The organism is Duganella radicis, assembly GCF_009720825.1.
In the GTDB taxonomy this organism is placed as follows: domain Bacteria; phylum Pseudomonadota; class Gammaproteobacteria; order Burkholderiales; family Burkholderiaceae_D; genus Rugamonas; species Rugamonas radicis.
This window is the reverse complement of the sequence record NZ_WNKY01000009.1, coordinates 129264-152361: the sequence shown is the minus strand read 5'-3', so window position 1 is coordinate 152361 and position 23098 is coordinate 129264. Positions and strand designations below refer to the sequence as shown.

The 23098-nt window shown below is 63.0% G+C and carries 22 protein-coding genes; 5 read left to right on the top strand and 17 right to left on the bottom strand.

Going from position 1 to position 23098, the window contains the following annotated elements:
* Positions 1-33 precede the first annotated feature (33 nt).
* Positions 34-2721 (bottom strand): TonB-dependent receptor, encoded by a 2688-nt coding sequence (locus GM676_RS11245; RefSeq protein WP_155463645.1) that lies wholly within the window; start codon positions 2719-2721, stop codon positions 34-36.
* 339 nt (positions 2722-3060) lie between these two features.
* Between GM676_RS11245 and GM676_RS11240 the strand changes: the two genes are divergently transcribed.
* Positions 3061-3798, top strand: coding sequence for a GntR family transcriptional regulator (locus tag GM676_RS11240; protein WP_155463644.1), 738 nt, complete (start codon positions 3061-3063; stop codon positions 3796-3798).
* Between the two features lie 95 nt (positions 3799-3893).
* Positions 3894-4814, top strand: a complete 921-nt coding sequence (locus GM676_RS11235; RefSeq protein WP_155463643.1) for a glycosyl hydrolase — start codon at positions 3894-3896, stop codon at positions 4812-4814.
* Here the strand turns inward: GM676_RS11235 and GM676_RS11230 are convergent.
* The 8 genes from GM676_RS11230 to rpsP form a co-directional block, all read right to left on the bottom strand.
* Positions 4811-7579, bottom strand: a complete 2769-nt coding sequence (locus GM676_RS11230; protein ID WP_155463642.1) for a M16 family metallopeptidase — start codon at positions 7577-7579, stop codon at positions 4811-4813. The genes GM676_RS11235 and GM676_RS11230 overlap by 4 nt on opposite strands.
* Before the next feature lie 74 nt (positions 7580-7653).
* On the bottom strand, positions 7654-7983 hold the full coding sequence (locus GM676_RS11225) for a DUF3579 domain-containing protein (protein ID WP_155463641.1): 330 nt from the start codon (positions 7981-7983) through the stop codon (positions 7654-7656).
* A 166-nt stretch (positions 7984-8149) separates the two neighbouring features.
* Positions 8150-9115: a CobD/CbiB family protein gene (locus tag GM676_RS11220; protein ID WP_155463640.1), complete on the bottom strand. Its 966-nt coding sequence runs from the start codon at positions 9113-9115 to the stop codon at positions 8150-8152.
* A gap of 61 nt (positions 9116-9176) precedes the next feature.
* Positions 9177-9848: a CoA pyrophosphatase gene (locus GM676_RS11215; RefSeq protein ID WP_155463639.1), complete on the bottom strand. Its 672-nt coding sequence runs from the start codon at positions 9846-9848 to the stop codon at positions 9177-9179.
* A gap of 80 nt (positions 9849-9928) precedes the next feature.
* Positions 9929-10312, bottom strand: a complete 384-nt coding sequence (gene rplS, locus GM676_RS11210; protein ID WP_155463638.1) for a 50S ribosomal protein L19 — start codon at positions 10310-10312, stop codon at positions 9929-9931.
* A gap of 77 nt (positions 10313-10389) precedes the next feature.
* On the bottom strand, positions 10390-11136 hold the full coding sequence (trmD, locus tag GM676_RS11205; RefSeq protein WP_155463637.1) for a tRNA (guanosine(37)-N1)-methyltransferase TrmD: 747 nt from the start codon (positions 11134-11136) through the stop codon (positions 10390-10392).
* Between the two features lie 26 nt (positions 11137-11162).
* Entirely contained in the window at positions 11163-11702 is a 540-nt protein-coding gene (gene rimM / locus GM676_RS11200) for a ribosome maturation factor RimM (RefSeq protein ID WP_155463636.1), read from the bottom strand.
* A gap of 14 nt (positions 11703-11716) precedes the next feature.
* Complete coding sequence (gene rpsP, locus GM676_RS11195) at positions 11717-11965, bottom strand: 30S ribosomal protein S16 (protein WP_155463635.1); 249 nt, start codon at positions 11963-11965, stop codon at positions 11717-11719.
* Between the two features lie 219 nt (positions 11966-12184).
* On the opposite strand from rpsP, the gene GM676_RS11190 reads away from it, so the two are divergent.
* From GM676_RS11190 to GM676_RS11180, 3 genes are read left to right on the top strand one after another with little or no spacing between them, the layout of a single operon-like run.
* Positions 12185-12613 (top strand): NINE protein, encoded by a 429-nt coding sequence (locus tag GM676_RS11190; RefSeq protein ID WP_155463634.1) that lies wholly within the window; start codon positions 12185-12187, stop codon positions 12611-12613.
* Positions 12614-12635: 22 nt separating this feature from the next.
* Positions 12636-13226 (top strand): outer membrane lipoprotein, encoded by a 591-nt coding sequence (locus GM676_RS11185; protein WP_155463633.1) that lies wholly within the window; start codon positions 12636-12638, stop codon positions 13224-13226.
* Positions 13223-14188, top strand: coding sequence for a proline dehydrogenase family protein (locus GM676_RS11180; protein WP_155463632.1), 966 nt, complete (start codon positions 13223-13225; stop codon positions 14186-14188). The genes GM676_RS11185 and GM676_RS11180 overlap by 4 nt, the downstream gene beginning before the upstream one ends.
* Here the strand turns inward: GM676_RS11180 and GM676_RS11175 are convergent.
* From GM676_RS11175 to GM676_RS11140, 8 genes are all read right to left on the bottom strand, one after another.
* Complete coding sequence (locus tag GM676_RS11175) at positions 14169-14912, bottom strand: metallophosphoesterase family protein (protein ID WP_155463631.1); 744 nt, start codon at positions 14910-14912, stop codon at positions 14169-14171. The genes GM676_RS11180 and GM676_RS11175 overlap by 20 nt on opposite strands.
* A 100-nt stretch (positions 14913-15012) precedes the next feature.
* Entirely contained in the window at positions 15013-16803 is a 1791-nt protein-coding gene (locus tag GM676_RS11170) for an acyl-CoA dehydrogenase (RefSeq protein ID WP_155463630.1), read from the bottom strand.
* 76 nt (positions 16804-16879) lie between these two features.
* Positions 16880-17812, bottom strand: coding sequence for an electron transfer flavoprotein subunit alpha/FixB family protein (locus tag GM676_RS11165; protein ID WP_155463629.1), 933 nt, complete (start codon positions 17810-17812; stop codon positions 16880-16882).
* Positions 17813-17824: 12 nt separating this feature from the next.
* Positions 17825-18574, bottom strand: coding sequence for an electron transfer flavoprotein subunit beta/FixA family protein (locus GM676_RS11160; RefSeq protein WP_155463628.1), 750 nt, complete (start codon positions 18572-18574; stop codon positions 17825-17827).
* A 175-nt stretch (positions 18575-18749) separates the two neighbouring features.
* Complete coding sequence (locus GM676_RS11155; RefSeq protein ID WP_155463666.1) at positions 18750-19007, bottom strand: sulfurtransferase TusA family protein; 258 nt, start codon at positions 19005-19007, stop codon at positions 18750-18752.
* A 214-nt stretch (positions 19008-19221) separates the two neighbouring features.
* Positions 19222-21831 (bottom strand): alanine--tRNA ligase, encoded by a 2610-nt coding sequence (alaS, locus tag GM676_RS11150; protein WP_155463627.1) that lies wholly within the window; start codon positions 21829-21831, stop codon positions 19222-19224.
* Between the two features lie 79 nt (positions 21832-21910).
* Positions 21911-22336, bottom strand: coding sequence for a hypothetical protein (locus tag GM676_RS11145; protein WP_155463626.1), 426 nt, complete (start codon positions 22334-22336; stop codon positions 21911-21913).
* Positions 22337-22418: 82 nt separating this feature from the next.
* A complete protein-coding gene (locus tag GM676_RS11140; protein WP_155463625.1) occupies positions 22419-23051 on the bottom strand; it encodes a helix-turn-helix transcriptional regulator in 633 nt (210 codons plus the stop codon).
* Positions 23052-23098: the final 47 nt, after the last annotated feature.

Below are 23098 nucleotides of genomic sequence, written 5' to 3'. Positions count from 1 at the left end.
CCGGCAGCCTGAAGACTAGCTACACAATGAAGCTCAATACTTGATGCGCAGGCCGCCGTAGATGGTCTTGCCGTTCTTGTAGACGCCGGCGATCTGGGTGGTGTCCGTTTTGTACACGGTCAGCAGCGGATCGTTCAGGTTCTGCGCTTCCACCGTCAACATGATGTTCTTGTTGATAGTGTAATTCAAGGACAGGTTCAGCGAGCCATTGGCGCTCTGGAAGTAGTCGGCGCCGCCGCGGTTGCCCAGCTTGTAGGTGGAACGGTGGCTGTAGCTGACACGCGCGCTGAAACGGTCGTCCTCATAATACGCGCCGGCGTTGTACGAGTTCTTCGAGGTGCCGTACAGCGAGCAATCCTCGGAGGCGCTGCCGTTGCAGGTGCCGGTCGCCAGCTTGCTGGTTTGCTTGCCGTCGGCGTAGGTGTAGTTACCGGTCAGACCGAAACCGCCCCAGATGTTCTGCTCATACGCCGCAGCGAAGCCGTTCAGGCGGCCGTCGGTGTTGATCGGCGCCGAGATGTCGTAGTTGGCGATCACGCCCGCTTTGGATGCATCGGCGTATGGCAGGATGCTGTGGCCGTAGGCGATGATGCCATCCAGCTTGCTGTGGAAGAAGCCCAGCGACAGCAAGGCCTTCGGCGCGAAGTACCACTCCAGGCTCAGGTCCACGTTATTGCTGCGGATCGGTTTCAGGTACGGATTGCTGCCGACGCCGGTGTGCTGCAAGTCTTGCAGGTCGTTGCCGGCCAGCTGGCCGAACTCCGGACGCGACATGCCGCGGTTGAGGGCGAAGCGGCCCACCAGATCCTTGTTGATATCGGCGCGCAGGTTTAGGCTAGGCAGCACGTCGGTGAAGCTTTGCGAGTAGGTCGGCGCACCGCCCGGCAGGTAAGCGGCGATCTCCATCTTGGTGCGCACCACGCGCACGCCGGCGTTGCCGCTGATGGTTTCGGTCGGCTGCAAGTTGGCCATCAGGTAGGCCGCTGCCGCGTCTTCCTTGATGTCGAACTCCTGCTGGTAGGCGTGGGTATTGAAGTTGGCGTATTTGGCCACCCACGATGCGACGTAGTCGTTGCTGATCTTGAACGGACGGAAGCCCGGGGTCGGATTGACCGGCAGATTGCCGTACCAGTTGGCGTCGTAGTTGCCGACGGCGCTGTCCGGGATCTGCGCCTCGTCGGTGGCGCCGGCGCCCAGGGTCATGGCCAGCTTGGTCAGCTGGCGTTCATGCTTGGCGTAGCGCGCGCCGAATTTCAGCGATGGCACCAGGGCCGATTCCAGTTTCAGGTCGGCGTCGATCTGGCCGTAGGTTTCCTTGTCGTCCGACTCGCTGTAGCTGCCCCAGCCGCCGATGCCGCCGCCGGCCTTGACGAATTTGTCGCCGCCCGGCACGTTCAGCACGAAGATGCCGTCCGAGGTCAACGAGTAGCCCGCGCCCTGGTTCCAGCCGCTCAGCACTTCAAAGCCGACGTCCTTGGTCTTGCCGGAGCCGCTGGTGTGGCCCAGTTTGCCGTTCAGGGTCAGGTCGGGATTGACCACCCACTTGGCGTCCAGGTTGACGAACTTGGAATCGGTTTTGGCGTCGGGACGCGCCGCCACGTCTTCCACCACCGAGAACGCGCCGGCCGAGCTTGGGCCGAAGACATTCTTGTCGTAGAAGATGGAGGTGATGGTGTTGCCCGACACCGTGGCCGAACCGGTCGGCTTGACGGCCACGCCGTTCCAGCCCGGACCGTTGACCGGGTTGATCAGGTCAGCCATGTAGTTGGTGTTGTAGTTCTTGGCGTCGACCGTCGACAGGAAGCCCGACAGGTCCAGGGTCACATTGCTTTGCGGTTTCCATTGCGCTTCCACGTAGCCGCCCTGGCGCTTGCGCTCCTGCTCGAACAGCACCGCGCCGCTCAGCAGGCTGATGTTCTTGCCGGCCAGCGAGGCGTCCGGATAGGTGGCGCCGGTCTTGTCCCACCACACGCCTTCGGAACCGGCGCGTTGCAGCTTGCGGGTTTGCGAGAACACTTGCGCCAGCACGCCGAAGGTGTTGTCGTCGTTCTTCCAGTTCACCAGGGCCGACACCGACGGGTCGGTCGACTTGGCGGCGCTGGAGTAAGCCGCCTCGATCGAGGCCGAAGTGGTCAGGCGCTCCTTGAATTCGAGCGGACGACGGGTCTGGATATCCACGGTACCGGCGGCGCCGCCTTCGGTCAGGTCGGCCTGCGACGATTTGTGCACCACGATGCGGCCCACCAGGTCCGATGGCAGCAGGGTGTACGACACGCTGCGGCCGCCGGCGGCGATGTTCGGACCGTACCAGTCGCCGCTCGACACGGTGTGGCCGTTCAGGGTGGTCAGGGTCAGTTGCGACAGCATGCCGCGCAGCTGCACGTGCTCGTTCTCGCCGAACGAGCCTTCGGCCGAACCGGCGCTGGTGGTGGTCACGCCGGCCACGCGGGACAGCGAGTCGGCCACGTTCTTGTCTGGCATCTTGCCGATGTCTTCGGCGGTGATCACTTCCACCACCGAGTCGGCGTTCTTTTTCTGGTTCAGCGATTGTTGCAGGGATGCGCGCATACCCGTCACCGTCACCACATTCTCAGGCTTGTCGGCCTCTTGCGCCTGTGCCGACATGGCCATGCCCATGGCCAGTACCGCAACCGCTGCGGCGATCGGCGTCATGCGGCCAGTTGCCCTGGCGTGGACCGCTACCGTGGAATTCCCCTTCATATGCTCTCCCTTGATTTGCTGGCTTCTCAGCCGTCAGTTTTAACGTAGACCCTCACGCCGGGCGGTTGCCGCCGCAACCTTCCCCGCAGATCCCTTTTTTTGCAACCACTTCAAAACCACTTATTCAAATATACTCCACTCCAATACCAGAACACTACCAATTTCCATATTTTTTTCACATGTTGTGAGCCGGACACATACCACTTTAAATAAGCGTGGTACCGCAGCCACACTCACGCCCCACAGCATCATGCGAACCACCAGAAGACCAGTGCAATACCAACACGCCGGTTCTTTTTGGTATTATCAGTCGACCTAATCACTCACCAGGATGGCTGCATGAGCTCGTTGGTAAAGATCATGGAAACCGTGGGGCAAGGCAGCAACCTGCCTCTGTATCAGCAATTGCAACGGGCGCTGCGCGAAGCGATCGATAAACGCCTGTATGGTCCGGAAGCGGCGCTGCCGGCCGAGCGCCTGCTGGCGGCGGAACTCAACCTGTCGCGCATCACGGTGCGCAAGGCGATCGATGGCCTGGTGTCGGAGGGGCTGCTGGTGCGGCGTCCCGGCTCGGGCAATTTCATCAACACCCGCATAGAAAAGAACTTCGCCAAACTGACATCCTTTTCAGAAGACATGCGGGCGCGCGGACGCACGCCGCGCAGCGTCTGGCTGAAACGCTCGACCGGCACGGTGACACCGGAGGAAGCGCTGCGCCTGCGGCTCAGTCCAGGCTCGCCGGTGTACCGCTTCAACCGCATCCGCTATGCCGACGACATCCCGATGTGCATCGAATATGCGACCATCGCGGCCGGCTTCCTGCCGTCGATCGATGCGGTGAAAATGTCCATGTACGAGGCGCTGGAGGCGGCCGGCAACCGTCCGGTGCGCGCCTTGCAGCGGCTGAGCGCCCTGCTGCTCAACGGCGAGCACGCCGAGTTGCTGCAAGCCGAGGAAGGCTCGGCGGGACTGTCGGTGGAACGGCTGGGCTTCCACCGCGACGGCCGCGCCATCGAATTCTGCCGCTCCTACTTCCGCGGCGATATGTATGACTTCGTGGCGGAACTGAACGGCTGATTCACGAGCCACGCAACGCGCGCGCAACGCGCTAAACATGCGCGCAAACCGGCAAAGCCATTGTGCGGCACACGCCGGGGAGCTACATTGTTGGCATGCGATACCTTCCCCTCCTTCTGGCTCTTGTCCTGCCGCTGGCCAGCGCGGCGCCGCGTGATGCGAAAACACAGGCGGTCTACGATTACCTGCTCGGCATCTGGGGCAAGCAAACCCTGGCCGGCCAGGCCGACCTGACGTGGCGCGACAGCGTCGACATGGCGCAGCGCGTGCATGACGACACCGGCAAATATCCGGCGCTGATGGGTTATGACTTCATGAACTACGTCGACGCCACCGGGGGCGAGGGCCGCCATCAGACCGAGGAAGCCATCGCCTGGAGCGCGCGCGGCGGGCTGGTGTCCTTCCACTGGCACTGGCGCATCGGCAATGGCAAGTTCTATACGAAAGAGACGCCTTACCGCCTGCCGGTCAGCGACTATCGCCAGATCGACCAGGACATCGACCGCATCGCGGTGGAACTCAAGCGCTTGCAGGACGCGAACGTGCCGGTGCTATGGCGTCCGCTGCACGAAGCGGCCGGCGGCTGGTTCTGGTGGGGTACATCGCGCGAGGAGCACATCAAGTTGTGGCGCCATATGCATGAGCGCCTGACGCACACACACGGTCTGCACAACCTGATCTGGGTATGGAATGGACAAGACCCGGCCTGGTATCCGGGCGACGATGTGGTGGACATCACCGGCTACGACGTCTACGAAAACAACTACGCCGAAGCCTGGCGCAAGACCGCGCAACACGGCAAGCCGGTGGCGCTGTCCGAGACAGGTCACATCCCCGACCCGGTGGACGGCCAGCGCTGGCTGTGGTTCCTGGTGTGGAACGATGGCGCCGGTCCGGCGGGCGTCACCAGTCCGGATAATTTCTGGACCGGCGAATACCACAACACCAACGCCCACAAGCGCAAGATCTACGGCGATCCAAACGTCATCACGCTGGATCGCCTGCCGAAGTTCTAAGGCTGCTTCGGCGCCGCTGCCGCGGCGGCCTTGGCCTTGGCCTCATCGCCCGCCACCGCCACCGACAGCTTGTTCGGATCGATGTACTTGCGGAAGGCCGCGTTCACTTGCGTCAGCGTGGCCGCTTTCAGCTTGGTCTCGTAGTCCTTGCTCCAGGTGTAGGTGCGGCCCAGGTACAGATTGCGGGTCCAGCCCGAGGCCACCACGTTGTCCTTGGCACGGTTCTGCAAACGCTGTTGCAGCAGGCCCGATTTGGCGCCATCCAGCTCCGCCTGGGTGAAGCCGTCTTTCAGCGCGCGGTCCAGTTCTTCGCGGATCGCCACTTCCAGCTTCTTCAGATTCTGCGGCGCGGCGATGGCGCCCATGCCGAAGGCGCCGGCACGGTCTTCATCGCCCGCATGCACGCCGCTGCCGCCGCCGTAGGACAAGCCATCCTTCTGGCGGATGCGGTCCATCATGCGCGATTTCAGCGCACCGCCGCCGAACATGTAGTTGGCCAGGTCCAGCAGCGGATACTCAGGATCGTTGACGCTCAGGTCGAGCGACTGGCGCGCGGTGTAGGAGCCATTCTCCTTGTCCGGCGCGTTCAGCGAGACGTGCAACGGCGCCTTGTCCACATTGGTGTTCAGGACAGGCGCATACGATGCCTTGCTGTTCCAGCCATCGAAGCTTTCGGCGATGGTCTTGCTGATGGCGGCCTTGTCGAAGTCGCCCACAATCGCCAGCTCGCCGTGATTGGCGCCGTAGAAGTTGCGGTGGTAGGCGATCACGTCCTCCAGCTTCAGGGCCTTCACGGCTTCCAGCTTCTCGGCCGTGGTCAGGGCGTTGCGGATATCGCCTTTCGGGAAGTGATTGAAGTGCTGCTCGATGGCTTCGTTGGCCAGCACCTGCGGCTCGCCGCGCGAGTATTCCAGGCCGACGATCCACTGCTGGCGCAGTTGCTCGAATTCGGCCTGCGGGAAGCTGGCCTCTTTCAGCACGTGCGCGACCAGGCGCAGCGCCGCGTCCAGATTCGGACCGGTGGTTTCGAAGTTGTACGGCGAGCCGGTGATCTTCAGCTTGGAGAAGGCATCGGCCAGTTGCTCGCGCGTGTACTTGCTGGTGCCGCGCGACAGCATCTCGTTGGCGAAGGCGCCGGCGATGGAAGTGTTGACCAGGTTCTTTTCATCGCCCCAGTGCAGGGCCAGATTCACGGCCACGGTCTCGCCGCGATTCTTCTTCGGCAGCAGCGCCACCTTCAGGCCACCGATTTTCTTGATCTCGGTGCGGGCGTTGATGTTGTCCTGGCTCGGATCGAACACTTCCGAGGTCAGCACGCTGTCCTTGCCCTTGAAGTCCTTCATCACCTCGGCCACCGGCGGCGCGGCGGGAATGTCGACGCGCTGCGGATTGTCCTCCGGGATGAACTCGCCCACCACACGGTTGTCGCGCTTGAGATAACGCGCCGCCACCTCGGCCACCTGTTGCGAGGTGATGTTCGGCAGCTTGTCGCGGCCGGCGAACAGCAGGCGCCAGTCGCCCAGCGCCACTTCTTCCGACAAGGTCACGCCCACGCGCTGCGGATCATTCAGCGACTTCTCGATGTAGTTGGAGAAGTTGCGGCGCGTGCGCTCCATTTCCTCTTCGGTGGGCGGCGTCTTGGCGAAGCTCTCGACAGCCTCGGTCAGCGCCTGGCGCACCGGCTCCAGCGGCTCGCCCGATTTGACCACCGCGCCGATGATTTGCAGGCCCGGCGCGAAGCCGGTCATGCCAAAGCTGAACACCTGCGCGGCCTTGCCGCTTTCCACCAGCTGCTTGTGCAGGCGGCCGGTCGGCTCGTCGCCGAGGATTTGCGACATGAAGCTGATCGCATCGCTGTCGGCTTGCAGCGAGCTTGGAATCTTGTAGCCCAGCGCGACGATCTGCACGTCGCCCTTGCGGCGTACGGTGAAGCTGCGCTCACCATCCTGCGTAGGCTCGACGGTCCAGAATGGCGGCAGCACGCGCTTCGGTTTCGGGATCTTGCCGAAGCTACTGGTGATCCACGACAGCGTCTGCGCCGGATCGAATTTGCCGGCCACCAGCAGCACGGCGTTATCCGGCTGATAGTAAGTCTTGTAGAACGCTTGCAGGTTCTCGATCTTGACGTTCTCGATGTCGCTGCGGTTGCCGATGGTCGAGCGGCCATACGAATGCCAGTCGTAGGCGATGCTCTGCATGCGCTTGAGCAGCACGCCGAACGGGCTGTTCTCGCCGGCTTCGTACTCGTTGCGCACCACCGTCATTTCCGAGTCCAGATCCTTGCGCGCGACGAAGGAGTGGACCATGCGGTCGGCTTCCATCTCCAGCGCCCATTTCAGGTTCTCCGGGCTGGCCTGGAACACTTCGTAGTAGTTGGTGCGGTCGTTGGAGGTGGTGCCGTTGAACTCCATGCCGCGATCGGCGAATTCCTTGGGAATGGCTTTATTTTTCGGCGAGCCTTTGAACAGCATGTGCTCCAGCAGGTGCGCCATGCCGGTCTCGCCATAGTTCTCGTGGCGCGAGCCGACCAGATAGGTGACGTTGACGGTGACGGTCGGCTTGGAGGCGTCCGGGAACAGCAGCACTTTCAGGCCATTCGGCAAGCGATACTCGGTGATGCCCTCAACCGAGGGCCCCTTGACCACGCCGGCCGGCAGCGCCGGCGCGGCTGCCGCGGCAGCCCAGGCGGTTCCGGTGGCAACGAAGGACATTCCGCACAGCAGCAGGCTGGCGGCGGCGGCGTGTTTCAGACGGCGGTTGTTCATAGTCTCTCGCAAAAAAGATAAGAACACGCAGCATACGCCCACCGCGCCACGGTGGAAAGATACTTAAGGAAAAATTAATTCTTTTCGGGAACGAGGCAGGCGTCGACCACTTGCAGGTCATTGTCCTTGGCGAACGACAGCACGAAGTGATAGGCCATCGGCTCCAGCGCGCGCAGCTTGCCGTTGACCACCACCGACTTCACGCCGTTGACCACGGTCGGGGTCACGTAGGGCGAGAACTGCAAGTGGGAGTCGCGGCCGCCGCCGGAGCCTTCCGGCTTGAAGCAGGCCATCACGCCGCACAGGCGTTCAGCCCAGTCGCTGGGACGGAACTGCCTGCCATTGCTGGTTTGGCCAAGGATGAAGAACGAATCTTGCTGTTCTGCCGGTTTTTGGACTGACATAGGCGCGGCTGCTTCTGCGTAGAGGAGGAAGGAATCTTACGTATTATATCTTATAGAAGACCTAAATAAGTAAGCCCTTGATATAGAACATCTTTTTCAAGGAAAATCCTAATTTGGTGCAGGAAAACGGCCTCCTGCACCAAGGCAATGCGCTATTGTACCCTGCTTACGGCGATCCCCCGAGCCAAACCGCGCTCGACAGCAGCAGCAACAACATCATCCACAACAACAGCGCGCGCCACACCAGGCCGACGGTGCTTTGTAGCGCGCGGATATTCGGTTCGTCGCCCGGCATCACGTCCGGCTCGACCTCCACGTCCACCGTGGTGGCGTCGATGAATTGCGCCTTGACGGCGTTTTCCGCCGGCGTGCCGAGGCGCACGCCCATGGCGCCGCCGCCGGCCGACAGGATGATGCCGATGGCCTCGTTCGACCAGCGGTGGGCGAAGTTGCGCCAGGCGTAGATCGCATCCTCGAAGTTGCCGACCACGGCAAACGCCACGGCGGTCAGGCGCACCGGAATCCAGTCGATCCAGTAGAAGGCGCGGGCGGCGAACTGGCCAAAGGCTTCGTTGCGCATGTGCTCAGGTTCGTTCCAGGCGCGCGCCAGATGCTCGGCCACGCGGTACATCACGGCACCGGCCGGGCCGAGCGGCATGAGGAACCAGAAGAACACGCCGAACACATTGCGGTGGGTGGTGATCAGCGATTTCTCGACGGCGATGCGGGTGATCTCGGACACTTCCATGCCCACCGTATCCTGCCTGGTCCACTCGGCCAGCAAGGCGCGCGCGGCGGCCTCGTCGCCGGCGTTCAGGGCCAGCTGGATCGAGGTGAAGTAGTGGCTGTAATGGCGGAAGCCCAGCGTCAGGTAGACGATCAGCACATTCCAGGCAAAGGCGGCCAGGAACCAGTTGTAGTGGCGCAGCACCCAGTAGATGGCGGCGGTCGGTATCATCAGGATGGCCATCATCAGGAACCAGCCCATGCGGCCGTGGGTCGAGTGGCCGGCGTTAAACCAGGTCTCCATCCGCAACGCCAGGCTCTTGATTTCGGCGTAAATCGGATTGTCTGCGCGCAGCGGCTTCATTTGCTCGATCAGCAGCGCGCATAAGATGGAAAGAAAAGTCATGTATGTCCTTATCGTACTGGTGGTCGTACTGCCCTTAATGGACGTTACGATAGCCTAGTTCTCACTCCGCGCGCAAGAAATGGAACAGATTGCGCAGCATGCCGGCGGTGGCGCCCCAGATGTAATAGCCCTCGTACGGCATGGCGTAGAAGCTGCGGCGCCCGCCGGGCAGCTCGGCCGACAGGCGCTGGTGGTTGGCGCCGTCCATCAGGAAGGCCAGCGGCACCTCGAAGATGGCCGCCACTTCGTCGGGATCGGCGGTGACTTCAAACGGCGGCCGCACCAGCCCCACCACTGGCGTAACGCAATAACCGGTGCCGGTCAGATAGTCAGGCAGCGCACCCAGCACTTCGACGTGGCGGCGCGCCAGGCCGATCTCTTCCTCCGACTCGCGCAGCGCGGTGTCGACGGCGTCCTGGTCGTAGTCTTCGGCGCGGCCGCCGGGAAAGCTGATCTGGCCGGCGTGATCGGTCAGGTGGGCGGTGCGCTGGGTCAGCAGCACGGTCAGGCCGGCGGGACGTAGCACCAGCGGAATCAGGACCGAAGCCGGCGTCGGCGCGCGCCCGGCGCGGCCCGGTATCACGCGTTCGCGCGGCTCCGGCGTCCAGGCGGCGGGCGGCGCGGCGAAGCGGCTGCGCAGCCAGGCAGGCGTCAGGCGCTGCGCGGCGACGGCGGGCTCGCCGGCGATGGCTTCGATGGGCAGTTGCTGGGGATCGAACAAGGGCTTGACCATGACGGGCTCCTTAAACAAAAGGGCGCCCGAGGCGCCCTTTGTGGGCGCCTGCGAAGCGCCCTCTCCAAACACAACCGATATTACTCGGCTGCTTTCGCCGCTGGGCGACGGTTTGGCAGTTTTTCCTTGATACGTGCCGATTTACCGGAACGATCACGCAGGTAGTACAGCTTGGCGCGACGTACGTCACCGCGGCGTTTCACTTCGATCGAAGCGATCAGCGGCGAGTACAGCTGGAAGGTACGCTCAACGCCTTCGCCGGACGAGATCTTGCGAACGATGAAGTTCGAGTTCAGGCCGCGGTTACGACGGGAGATGACCACGCCTTCGTAAGCCTGGGCGCGCTTGCGGGTGCCTTCGACTACGTTCACGTTGACCACCACGGTATCGCCAGGAGCAAACTCAGGGATGTTTTTGCCCAGGCGAGCGATTTCTTCTTGCTCGAGTTGTTGAATCAGGTTCATTTTTAATGACTCCAAAAACCATCGTGCTGGCGCGCTGTAAAGATGCCCAGTAGAGGATGGGGTTATAACAGACAGGCTCAGAGGCCTGCCAAAAATTGCTCGTCGCGCTTGGTGAGCAGTCCTGCCTCACGCGCTTTGACAAGCAAATCCGGTCGCTTGCGCGCGGTCGCCTCCAGCATGCGCTGGCGGCGCCATTTTTCAATCTCGGCGTGGTTGCCCCCCATCAGCACCGGCGGCACGCCCACCCCTTCATACGTTTCCGGCCGCGTGTAATGCGGCGAATCCAGCAGGCCGTTGAAGAAGCTGTCCTCGATGGCCGAGGCGTCGGTGTTCAGCACGCCGGGAATCAGGCGGATCACCGCATCCATCAGGGCCATGGCCGGCAGCTCGCCGCCGGACAGCACGAAATCGCCAAGGCTGATTTCTTCATCGACCACGCGGTCCAGCAAACGCTGGTCCACCGCTTCGTAGCGGCCGCACAGGATCACCACGCCGGGTTCCTGCCTCAGCCGCATCACGCGTTCATGCGTCAACTGCTTGCCCTGGGGCGACATGAACAACACGCGCGGCGCCGGCAGACCGGCATCGGTCTGGCGCTGCCTGGCGGCGTTGATGGTCAGCTCCAGCGGCTTGGCCAACATCACCATGCCGGGGCCGCCGCCATACGGGCGGTCATCCACGGTGCGGTGATTGTCGGTGGTGAAATCCCGCGGATTCCACAGCGACAGGCCACATTTATTCTGTTCAAACGCGCGCCGGGTGACACCCGACTGCGTAATCGCGGCAAACATTTCCGGGAACAGGGTCACGACATCAAATTGCATGGCGAACCGCCCTCAATGTATTGCGCTTAGTAATCAAGGCCCCAGTCGACGATGATCTTGCCTGCGTCCTTGTCCACCTTGTTGATGTACGCGTCCACAAACGGGATCAGGCGCTCCTGCGCCTCATCTTCTGCCGGGATGACGCGCAAGATCGACTGCGGACCGTTGCTCATCATGTCAGCCACCTTACCCAGGGACTCACCTTGCAGATTCTCTACTTCCAGACCGATCAGCTCGGCCCAGTAAAACTCATCCTCGGACAGTGCCGGGAAGCGGCTTTGCGGAATGTAGACAGCGGCGCCCTTGAGCGCTTCGGCCACGTTCCGGTCAGTCACGCCAACCAGGCGCGCCACGACATCGCCGCCATGCAGTTTGACCTGCTGGACATCCACGTCGCGCAACACCGGCCTATCGAGCCACCAGGTTTTGACCTTGAGGAGAGCATCCGCATCTTCCGAGAAAGGACGTATCCTGACCCAGCCTGCTACGCCATAGGCACCGAAGACAAAGCCCACCTGTGCCAGATCGTCGGGGATTTTCACCCCGGATGCCATCTTGTCGGTCAAACCAGTAACCAGACTTAGGCTGCTTTTTTGTTCTGGGCGACCAGACGAGCAACGGTAGGCGACAGTTGCGCGCCAACGGATTGCCAGTGAGCCAGACGATCTTCGGTGATGCGCAGACCTACTTCAGCGCCCGAAGCCATTGGGTTGTAGAAACCAATGCGCTCGATGAAGCGACCATCGCGACGGTTACGCGAATCGGTTGCAACGATGTTGAAGAAAGGGCGCTTTTTGGCACCACCACGAGCTAAACGAATAACGACCATAATATTTCCAAAAAGTGTGCTAAGACGGAAAAAGCCGCAAATTATAGCGCGCTTTGCCGCGAAGCAGCAAGCAATAACGAAATAATCGGGCAGATTGGGTAATCGAAGATTATCCCTCGTTCCGGCGTCAGGAGCAATAGGCTTGCCCGCAAAAAAGGCGTGCCGGGGGCCGTATTATGCCTGATACTGATGGTTTACCGACTATTTTGCGGAACAACCATGACAGTTTTGCAGCAGACGCGCCACAAAAACAAGACCCTCGCCGCCCTCCTCGCCTTCCTGCTCGGCGGCCTCGGCCTGCACCGGCTCTACCTGGGCGGCTGGCGCGACCGCGGCCTGTGGCTGCACCTGAGCTGCCTGCCGGCCGCGCTGCTGCTGTCGCTGGCCGCGCCGGACGCCAATGGCTTCTACCAGCTGCTGCCCATCATCGTCTCCGGCCTGGCCGGCTTCCTGCAAGCGCTGGTGCTGGGCCTGACGCCGGACGACAAATGGGACGCGCGCCACAACCCCGGCTCCGGCCGCCAGTCCGACACCCGCTGGCCGGTGGCGGTGGTGCTGGTGGCCACCATGATGATCGGTTGCGGCAGCCTGATCGCCACCATCTCCCGCCTGTTTGACTTGCTGTACACTGGCGGGGCTTATGGTTAAGTTAACAAGAAGGAGAACAACGATGTCCAACCGTTCCATCATGGCCGCCGTGCTGCTGGCCAGCCTGGCCAGCGCGGCACAGGCGCAAAGCCCGAAAGACCAGTACAACGCCGAGACCAGGCGCCTCGCCACCCGCTACGCCGAAGACAAGAAACTGTGCGCCGACGAGCAGGATTCCGGCCAGCGCATGCAATGCCTGCGCGACGCCAAGACCGAATACGATAAATCCATGGCGCTGGCCAAGGCCCAGTACAAAGCCAGCCCGGCCAAGCCAGGCGAGTGCCGCGACTGCGGCAAGGTCACGCAAGTGGTGCTCGGCGAAAAAGCCGGCGAAGGCAGCGCGCTGGGCGTGATCGCCGGCGGCGTGGCCGGCGCCCTGCTGGGCAACCAGGTCGGCAGCGGCCACGGCCGTCAACTGGCCACCGTGGCGGGCGCCGCCGGCGGCGCCTACGCCGGCAAGAAAATCGAAGAGAAAGCCAAGTCCACCAAACAGTGGACCGTGCACGTGCAATACGACGACGGCCGCCAGGCCAGCTTCCACTTCGACCACGATCCGCAAATGCTGACCGGCGACCGGGTCCAGAACGCCAACGGCAGCATCATCCGCCGATGAACTTCCCGGCCGAATGGCAACCGCTGGTCGACCAGGCCGCCAGCGCCCTGCGCGCGCTGGCGCTGGACGAGACGGCCAAGGAAAGGTTCTGCAACGACCCGCTGCTGCGGCCCTACATGCACAAGGTGTCGCAGCGCTACGTGGCCGGCCAGACCGTCGACGACGCCTTGCGGCGGGTGGAGCGGATCATCGCGCGCGGCCATGCGGCCTCGGCCGAGTACATGGGCGAAAGCGTGCGCGACGAAGCGTTCGCCATGGCCGAAACCGAAGTGTTCATGGAACTGGTACGCGCCATCGGCCAGCGCAACCTGAATTGCTCGGTGTCGTTCGACCTGTCGCACGTCGGCTCGCTGGTGGACAGCGAGCTGGGCTACCACAACGCGCGCCGCATCGCGCTGGCCGCCGCCGAAATCAACCGCGAGGTGATGATTTCAATGGAAGCCATCGAGCGCGCCGACGCCATCTACGCCATCTACACCCGGCTGCACCGGGAAGACGACCTGCGCAACGTCGGCATCACCGTGCCGGCCAAGCGCCACCGCACGGCGCAGGACTTGCCGGCGCTGATGAAGCTGCCGGGACGCATCCGGCTGGTGAAGGGCGCGTTCCAGGAACAGGAAGACGTGGCCTACGCCCGCAACAGCCCCGAGCTGGCAACGGCCTACCGGCGCTACGCGCAGGAACTGCTGCTGAGCGGCCACAAATGTTCGATCGCCACCCACGACCGCGGCATCCAGGCCAATATCAGCGACCTGATTTTGCAGGAGCGGATCGACCCGCGCTGGTTTGAATTTGAATCCCTGATCGGCCTCGGCACCGAGCAGATCGATGCCTTGCAGGCGCGCGGCTTCCCGACCCGCGAATACGCGGTGTTCGGGCAGGAACACTTCCTTTACGTGCTGAACCGCATCGCCGAAGAACCGGTGCGCGTCTATCAGGCGATCATCGACGTGATGGCATAGCGTAGCCGGTGGCAATGGCGTGCGCCCAGTCCGGGCGGCCATTGCGTTCGGCCAGCGCGGCCATCGGTTTCCAATCGTAAGGCACAGCCATCAGCGCGGCCAGCCAGCCGTCGGCGCCGCGCTCGACGATGGCGTAGCGCGCGTCGGTGGCGCCGTTTTGCATGACGTGATAGTGAAGATGATCGTCATCATAAGCCTGCAAGCCGACGCTGCCGGGATTGACGATCAGACAGCCGGCCGCGGTGCGCAGCGCGCGCGGCACATGGGTGTGGCCGCAAGCGATCAGCGCCGCCTCGACGCCGGCCATGCGCTCTTCGATCTCCGCCGACGTGGCCATGCGCACACCGCCCTCCTCCACCGTCTCCAGGAAATTTTCGTGATCGCTGCGCGGCGTGCCGTGACACAGCAGCACTTCGGGATGCAACCGCAAGCTGGGCGGCAAGGTCGCCACCCAGGCCAGCTCGGCCGGCCCCAATTGCGCGTGGGCATGGCGGTCGGAGCCGGTGTGCAGGTGCGGATGCAGGAGCTGGCGCTCGTGATTGCCGGCCAGCTGCACCCAATCCTGCGCCATCAGAAAGCGCGCCGTCTCCAGCGCCAGCAGCGGCCCGGACAAACTGTCGCCCAGATTGACGACCCTGTCCACGCCGCGCCGGGCGATATCGCGCACCACCGCCTCCAGCGCCGGCAGGTTGCCGTGGATATCAGAAACGATGGCAATACGCATAAAAACTCCGGGGTCAGGTCCTCCAATTCTACACGGCCTCTGCGCTAACGGTCGCCAGCGCCGAGGTCGTGTAGAAATGGAGGACCTGACCCCGGATTGGTTAGAACTGCTCGCTATCCAGCGCCAGCACGCCGGCGCTGCCTTCGACGATCGAGGTGCGGATGCCGGACGACTGGGTCAGGAAGTGGTCGGCAAAGAAGCGCGTGGTGGCGATCTTGGCTTTGTAGAAGCTGGCGTCGCCGCTGCCGGCGTCCAGTTTCCGCTGCGAGATCAGCGCCGCGCGCGCCATCTGCCAGCCGCCCAGCACGATGCCGGCCAGCTTCAGGTAAGGCACGCTACCCGAGAACACGCCCTTGATGTCGGCCTTGATGTTGCCCACCACGTAGTCCACCACCGCGTCCAGATCGGCCGCGCCCTGCGCCAGATGCTTGCGGATCGCCGCGAAGTCGGCGCCTTCCAGCTTGGCCAGCTCGGCTTCGGTGGCGCGCACTTGCGCGATCAGGCCCTTGGCCACCTTGCCGGCGTCGCGCACGGTCTTGCGGCCGATCAGGTCGTTCGCCTGGATCGCGGTCGTGCCTTCGTAGATGGTCAGGATCTTGGCGTCGCGGTAGTGCTGCGCCGCGCCGGTTTCTTCGATGAAGCCCATGCCGCCGTGGATCTGCACGCCGTCGCGCGTCACGTCTTGCGACAGTTCGGTCGACCAGCCTTTGATGATAGGCACTAGATACTCATACACTGCCTGGCTTTGCGCGCGCTCGTCGGCATCGGCGCTGTGGTGGGCCTGGTCGTACAGCGAAGCGCCAACGTAGGCCAGCGCACGCGCGGCTTCGGTCTGCGAGCGCATATTCATCAGCAGGCGGCGCACGTCCGGATGGTTGATGATGGCCACGCCCGCCGGCGAGCCATTCAGGTCGCGCGATTGCACGCGGTCCCTGGCGTACGCCAGCGCGTGCTGGTACGCGTGCTCCGACAGGCCGATGCCCTGCATGCCCACGCCAAAGCGCGCCGCGTTCATCATGATGAACATGTATTCCAGGCCGCGGTTCTCTTCGCCCACCAGCGTGCCGATGGCGCCGCCGTTGTCGCCAAATTGCAGCACGGCGGTCGGCGAGGCCTTGATGCCCAGCTTGTGCTCGATCGACACGCAATGCGCATCGTTGCGCGCGCCCAGCGAGCCATCGGCATTCACCAGGAACTTCGGCACGATGAACAGCGAGATGCCCTTCACGCCCGGTGGCGCATCCGGCGTGCGCGCCAGCACCAGGTGGACGATGTTCTCGGTCATGTCGTGGTCACCGTAGGTGATGAAGATCTTGGTGCCGAAAATCTTGTACGTGCCATCGGCCTGCGGCTCGGCGCGGGTGCGCACGGCGGCCAGGTCGGAGCCGGCTTGCGGCTCGGTCAGGTTCATGGTGCCGGTCCACTTGCCGGTCACCAGCGCTTCCAGATAGGTGCTCTTCTGCTCCTCGCTGCCGGCCATCAGCAGCGCCTCGATGGCGCCATCCGACAGCAACGGGCACAGCGCGAACGACAGGTTGGCGCCGTGCAGCATCTCCACGCATGGGGTGCCGATCAGTTTCGGCAAGCCCTGGCCACCGAAATCGGTCGGGTGTTGCAGGCCTTGCCAGCCGGCGTCGGCGAACTGGCGGAACGCTTCCTTGAAGCCCTTGGCGGTGATCACCCCGTCCTTGGTCCAGTAGCTCGGCTCCTTGTCGCCCTCGTGGTTCAGCGGCGCGATTTCGCCGGCGACGAATTTCGCGCTTTCTTCCAGCACGGCCTCGGCGGTTTCAGGGGTGGCGTCCTCGCAGCCCGGCAGTTCGCTCACGGCTTGCAGGTTGGCCAGTTCGTTCATCACGAACAGCATGTCTTTGATGGGTGCTTGATATGGCATCTTATGTCTCCAAGAAAAAGGCCACGGGACCCGGCGTTCCGGATCGGCGTGGCCTCGGATGTGCTTTACGCGGTTTTTAGCCCAGTTCAGCAACCAGTTGTGGCACGACTTCGAACAGGTCGCCGACGATGCCGTAGTCGGCCACGGAGAAGATCGGCGCTTCCGGATCTTTGTTGATGGCGACGATGGTCTTCGAATCCTTCATGCCGGCCAGGTGCTGGATCGCGCCGGAGATGCCGACCGCGATGTACAGGTTAGGCGCAACGATCTTGCCGGTCTGGCCAACCTGCCAGTCGTTCGGCACGTAGCCCGCGTCCACGGCGGCGCGCGACGCGCCCATGGCGGCGCCCAGCTTGTCCGCCAGCGGTTCCAGGATCTTGAAGGCTTCGCCCGAACCCATGCCGCGGCCACCGGACACGATGATCTTGGCGGCGGTCAGTTCCGGACGGTCCGACTTGGCCACTTCGCGGCCGACGAAGGCCGATTTGCCCGAGTCGGCAACCGCTGCCACGGTTTCCACCGCGGCCGAACCGCCGCTGGCGGCAGCGGCGTCGAAGCCGGTGGCGCGCACGGTGATGACTTTCACTTTGTCGCTCGACTGCACGGTGGCGATGGCGTTACCGGCGTAGATAGGACGCTCGAAGGTGTCCGGCGCATCCACTTTGGTGATTTCCGAAATCTGCGCCACGTCCAGCTTGGCCGCCACGCGCGGCAGGATGTTCTTGCCGTAGGCGGTGGCCGGGGCCAGGATGTGGCTGTACGAACCAGCCACGGCCAGCGCCTGCTCGGCGACGTTTTCCGCCAGGCCGTCAGCGAAGTGAGCGGCGTCGGCGTGAATGACTTTCGACACGCCGGCGATGGCGGCGGCGGCGGCGGCGGCGGCGCCCGCGTTCGAGCCGGCCACCAGCACGTGCACTTCACCGCCCGCTTGCGCGGCAGCGGTAACGGTGTGCAGGGTGCTGGCCTTCAGGCTGGCGTTGTCGTGTTCTGCGATAACTAATGCGACCATGTTCAGATTCCTTTAGATGACTTTAGCTTCGGTACGCAGTTTTGCGACCAGGGTGGTGGCGTCCGGAACGATGATGCCGGCCGAGCGCTTGGCTGGCTCGGCAACCTTCACGGTTTTCAGGCGCGGGGTGACGTCCACACCCAGGTCTTCCGGCTTGGTCACATCCAGCGGCTTTTTCTTGGCCTTCATGATGTTCGGCAGGGTCACATAGCGCGGCTCGTTCAGGCGCAGGTCGGTGGTGACGATGGCCGGCAGGGTCAGCGCCAGGGTCTCCAGGCCGCCGTCCACTTCGCGGGTCACGGTGGCTTTGCCGTCTTCCAGCACCACTTTCGAGGCGAAGGTCGCTTGCGGCCAGCCCAGCAGCGCAGCCAGCATCTGGCCGGTCTGGTTGGAGTCGTCGTCGATGGCTTGCTTGCCCAGGATGATCAGTTGCGGCTGTTCCTTGTCGGCCAGCGCCTTCAGCAGCTTGGCCACGGCCAGCGGTTCCAGTTCGGTGGCGGTTTCCACCAGGATGCCGCGGTCGGCGCCGATCGCCATGGCGGTGCGCAGGGTTTCCTGGCACTGGGTCACACCGGCGGACACGGCCACCACTTCGGTTACTTTGCCAGCTTCTTTCAGGCGGGTCGCTTCTTCCACCGCGATTTCGTCGAACGGGTTCATCGACATTTTGACGTTGGCGATATCAACACCGGTGCCGTCCGACTTCACACGCACCTTGACGTTGTAGTCGACCACACGTTTGACGGGTACCAAGACTTTCATAGCTGTGCCTTTGTGGGAAAAATAAGAATTCGGGACTGATAATGTGGGCTAGATTATATGAGAAATCCTGCCCGCACAAGAAATTTAAGCACGATCGTGCGTTTTTTAGCTAGTGGAAATCGTCTAAAAAATAAATCTTTCGGACGAATTTCTTGAAGGAAAAATACAGCGGCTATTATTTGCGCTGCATCAAAAAGACAAACTCACGGCCGATCTGGACGTGCGACAACAGGGCGTTGCCGGTTTGTTTGCAAAAAGCCTGGAAATCGCGCACGGAACCCGGATCGGTTGCCATGATGCGCAGGACTTCGCCGCTTTGCAACTCTGCCAACGCCTTCTTGGCCTTGAGGATAGGCAATGGGCAGTTCAGGCCACGTGCATCCAATTCCTTGTGGAATTCGATGGTATCGTTTTCAAGTATCGTTTCGCTCATCAAGAAACCCGCTCGTTTGTGGGGGAGGTGTCGTCATACTACTCCTTTTCCGGGCTGATGACGCGCCGCACCAAAATAGTTCGTTGTACGTTGCAAGTTTGCAACGGGAACTGGAAAGTATACAACAGAGCTTCTCAGACGACAACGGCCTGCGCAGGGTCCTCAGACCCCGCGCAGGCCGCATTAACACAGCTTTACAGCGGGTTTGCCCGGTTTATACGCGCTCGCCCACCCAGGCCGAAACGCCTGCCAGCGCGCCCGCCAGACCGCTGGCATCGGTGCCGCCGGCTTGCGCCATATCGGGGCGTCCGCCGCCTTTGCCGCCCACTTGTTGTGCGACGAAGTTGACCAGCTCGCCCGCCTTGACCTTGCCGGTGGTGTCGGCGGTGACGCCGGCGATCAGGCTGACCTTGCCGTCATTGACCGAGGCCAGCACGATGGCGGCGGTTTTCAGCTTGTCCTTCAGCTTGTCCATGGTTTCGCGCAGGCCGGCCACGTCGGCGCCGTCCAGCGTTGCTGCCAGCACCTTGATGCCCTTGACGTCGATGGCTTGCGACGCCAGCTCGTCGCCCTGCCCGGCGGCCAGCTTGGATTTCAGCGCCGCCAGCTCCTTCTCCAGCGATTTCACCTGGTCCTGCACCGCGACGATCTTGACGGTCAGCTCTTCCGGATTGGATTTCAGCGCGGCGGCCGCTTCGTTCAGCTTGCGGGCCATGCCTTGCACCAGCGCCAGCGCGCCCTCGCCGGTCACGGCCTCGACGCGGCGGATGCCGGCCGCCACGCCGCCTTCCGAAACGATCTTGAACAGGCCGATGTCGCCGGTGCGGGTGACGTGCACGCCGCCGCACAGCTCTTTCGACGAACCGATGTCCATCACGCGCACTTCATCGCCGTACTTCTCGCCAAACAGCGCCATCGCGCCATGCTTGACGGCGTCGTCGAACGACATGTGGTGCGACTGGGTCGGGTGGTTTTCCAGAATCTCTTTGTTGACGATGGCTTCCACTTGCGCGATTTCCGCCGCGGTCATTGGCGCGTTGTGGCTGAAGTCGAAACGGGCCTTGTCCGGATCGACCAGCGAGCCTTTCTGCGCCACGTGCGAACCCAGCACTTCGCGCAGGGCTTTGTGCATCAGGTGGGTGGCCGAGTGGTTGCGGATGGTGCGGCCGCGCTTGGCCTGATCGACCGTGGCGTTGACGCTGTCGCCCACTTTCAGCACGCCGGAGGCCAGCACGCCGTGGTGTCCGAACACGTCGGCCTGGATTTTCAGCGTATCGCTGACATCGAACTGCGCGCCGGCGGCGGCGATCACGCCTTGGTCGCCGACCTGGCCGCCCGATTCAGCGTAGAACGGAGTGGTGTCCAGCACCACGATGCCATTCTGGCCGGCGGCCAGTTCCTGCACCGGCGAACCGGCCGCATACAGCGCGATCACTTTGCTGCTGTGCGCCAGGCTGTCGTAGCCGACAAACTTGTTCTTCTCGCCGCTGTACTCGACTTTGGCGTCCTTGACCGACTTGCCGCCCTTGCGCGACAGCTCCTGACTTTCTTTCAGGGCGGCGTCATAGCCTTCCTGATCGAAGCCGATATTGCGCTCGCGGCAGATGTCGGCGGTCAGGTCCGGCGGGAAGCCGTAGGTTTCGTACAGGGTGAAGGCGGTGGCGCCGTCGATTCGGCTGCCGTCCTTGGCCAGTTGGGCTTCCAGCACTTTCATGCCGGTTTCCAGCGTTTCGCCGAAGCGCTCTTCTTCCGCTTTCAGCATCTTGGCGACGTTGTCCTTGGCTTCTTCCAGCTCCGGATAGGCGGCGCCCATTTCGATCGCCAGGTCGGCCACCAGCTTGTAGAAGAATGGCTTGGTCTGGCCCAGTTTGTGGCCGTGACGCAGCGCGCGGCGGATGATGCGGCGCAGGACGTAGGCGCGGCCTTCGCTGCCCGGAATCACGCCGTCAACGATCATGAAGGCGGCCGAACGGATGTGGTCGGCGATCACGCGCAGCGATTTGTTTTCCAGGTCGGTCGCGCCGGTTTCGCGCGCGGCGGCCTTGATCAGGTTCTGGAACAGGTCGATCTCGTAGTTCGAGTGCACGTGTTGCAGCACGGCGGCCAGGCGCTCCATGCCCATGCCGGTGTCGACCGACTGCTTCGGCAGCTTGTGCAGCACGCCCTGCTCGTCGCGGTTGAACTGCATGAACACCAGGTTCCAGATTTCGATGAAGCGGTCGCCGTCTTCCTCAGGCGAGCCCGGTGGGCCGCCCCAGATGTCCGGGCCGTGGTCGTAGAAGATCTCGGTGCACGGGCCGCATGGGCCGGTGTCGGCCATCTGCCAGAAGTTGTCCGAGGCGTAGCGCGCGCCCTTGTTGTCGCCGATGCGGATGATGCGCTCTTTCGGCACGCCGACTTCGTTGGCCCAGATATCGTAGGCCTCATCGTCTTCCTGATAGACGGTCACGGTCAGCTTCTCGGCCGGCAGCTGGTAAACCTTGGTCAGCAGCTCCCAGGCGAAGTTGATGGCGTCGCGCTTGAAGTAATCGCCGAAGCTGAAGTTGCCCAGCATCTCGAAGAACGTATGGTGACGCGCGGTGTAGCCGACGTTTTCCAGATCGTTGTGCTTGCCGCCGGCGCGCACGCAGCGCTGCACCGAGGTGGCGCGGCTGTACGGGCGGCTGTCGACGCCGGTGAACACATCCTTGAACTGCACCATGCCGCTGTTGGTCAGCAGCAGGGTCGGGTCATTGCCAGGCACCAGGGAGCTGGAACGGACGATAGTGTGACCCTTGGATTCGAAGAACTTGAGGAACTTCTCGCGGATTTCAGATGATTTCATGTCGTTAGGGGTAGAAAGCTGGCTGGTGCAAAAGATTGATTATGCCACAGCCAGCGCGGTTTTCCGCCCTCACGCCCCACTAACGCGTTGCCAATCTCACCACATGTTCGCCGATCTCCCCGGTTTCGGCGACCCGCACCGGCACCGCCATCAGCACTTCGCCGCCGGGCTCGCCATATTGTTCGCGGTCGATGCGCACTTGCAGCTTGCGGTCCAGCGCCACGAAGGTGTTGCGGTTGGCGGCGATCATGCGGTGTTCGCCCTGATCGTCGATTTCGCCGTACAGGACGGTGCCGACGCCGCGCAGCCGCAGGATCTGTCCGTTGGACAGCTCGTAGGCGCCGCGGAATTCCTTCAGGTCGGCCGCCGGCATGTGGTAGCGCTGCGCCGGCAGTTCGATTTTCAGGCGCGGCGCAGGAATGGTGACGCTGTCATCTCCCTGCTGCGCCTGCGCGCCCATCGCGGCTGCACACAGCGCGATGGCCAATAGCCATTTGTTTTTCATGATGTGCTCCTAGTTTTGGATGAGAGCGCGCCACGCGCGGGTGGCGCTTCAACAAGTCTAGGCAGCGGGGCGCGGCAAGGCATCACTCAAACGATTGAGCATGCACCGAGGCGGCCGGCATGCCGTGCAGGATGGACACCAGCTCGCCCTGGCGGCGCGTGCCGGTCTTGCGGAACAGCTTCTGCAAATGGGTCTTGACGGTGTGCAGGCTGATGTCGAGCGCGGCGGCGATATCTTCCAGCGCCGCGCCATGCGCCAGTGCCTGCGCCACGCCGGCTTCGGCCGGGGTGAGGTCGAACAGTTCCATCAACAGCTGGCGCGGCAGGCGGTGGGTTTCGGGATCGCTGGCCATGACGATGGCGCACGGCGGCAGCGACGGCAGCTCCCGCGATGGCACATGGGGCACGGCGGTCAACAGCAGCGGCTGGCGGTTATGACGCGGCAGGCTGAAGGCATGCGGATTATCTGTATCGCTTGCAGGATCGAGCACGGCGGCGACCAGTTGCGCCAGCGAGCGCTCGCCGCTGACCGCGTCCTGCAGCAGCTTGTCGCCATGCAGGCGCAAAGCCGTATCACGTTGCAGCAGTTCGGTCGCGGCGGCGTTCGCATGCAGCAGATGCAGTTCCACATCGACCACAAAGATGGCGATGTCCATGTGATTCAGGGCGGCGTCCAGGTAAGTGGCGACCGCGTAGGACGTAAGCGCTGGCTGCATGCTCCCCTCCTCTTTTCCTTCGAAATATATACTCCGAAAGGACGCGG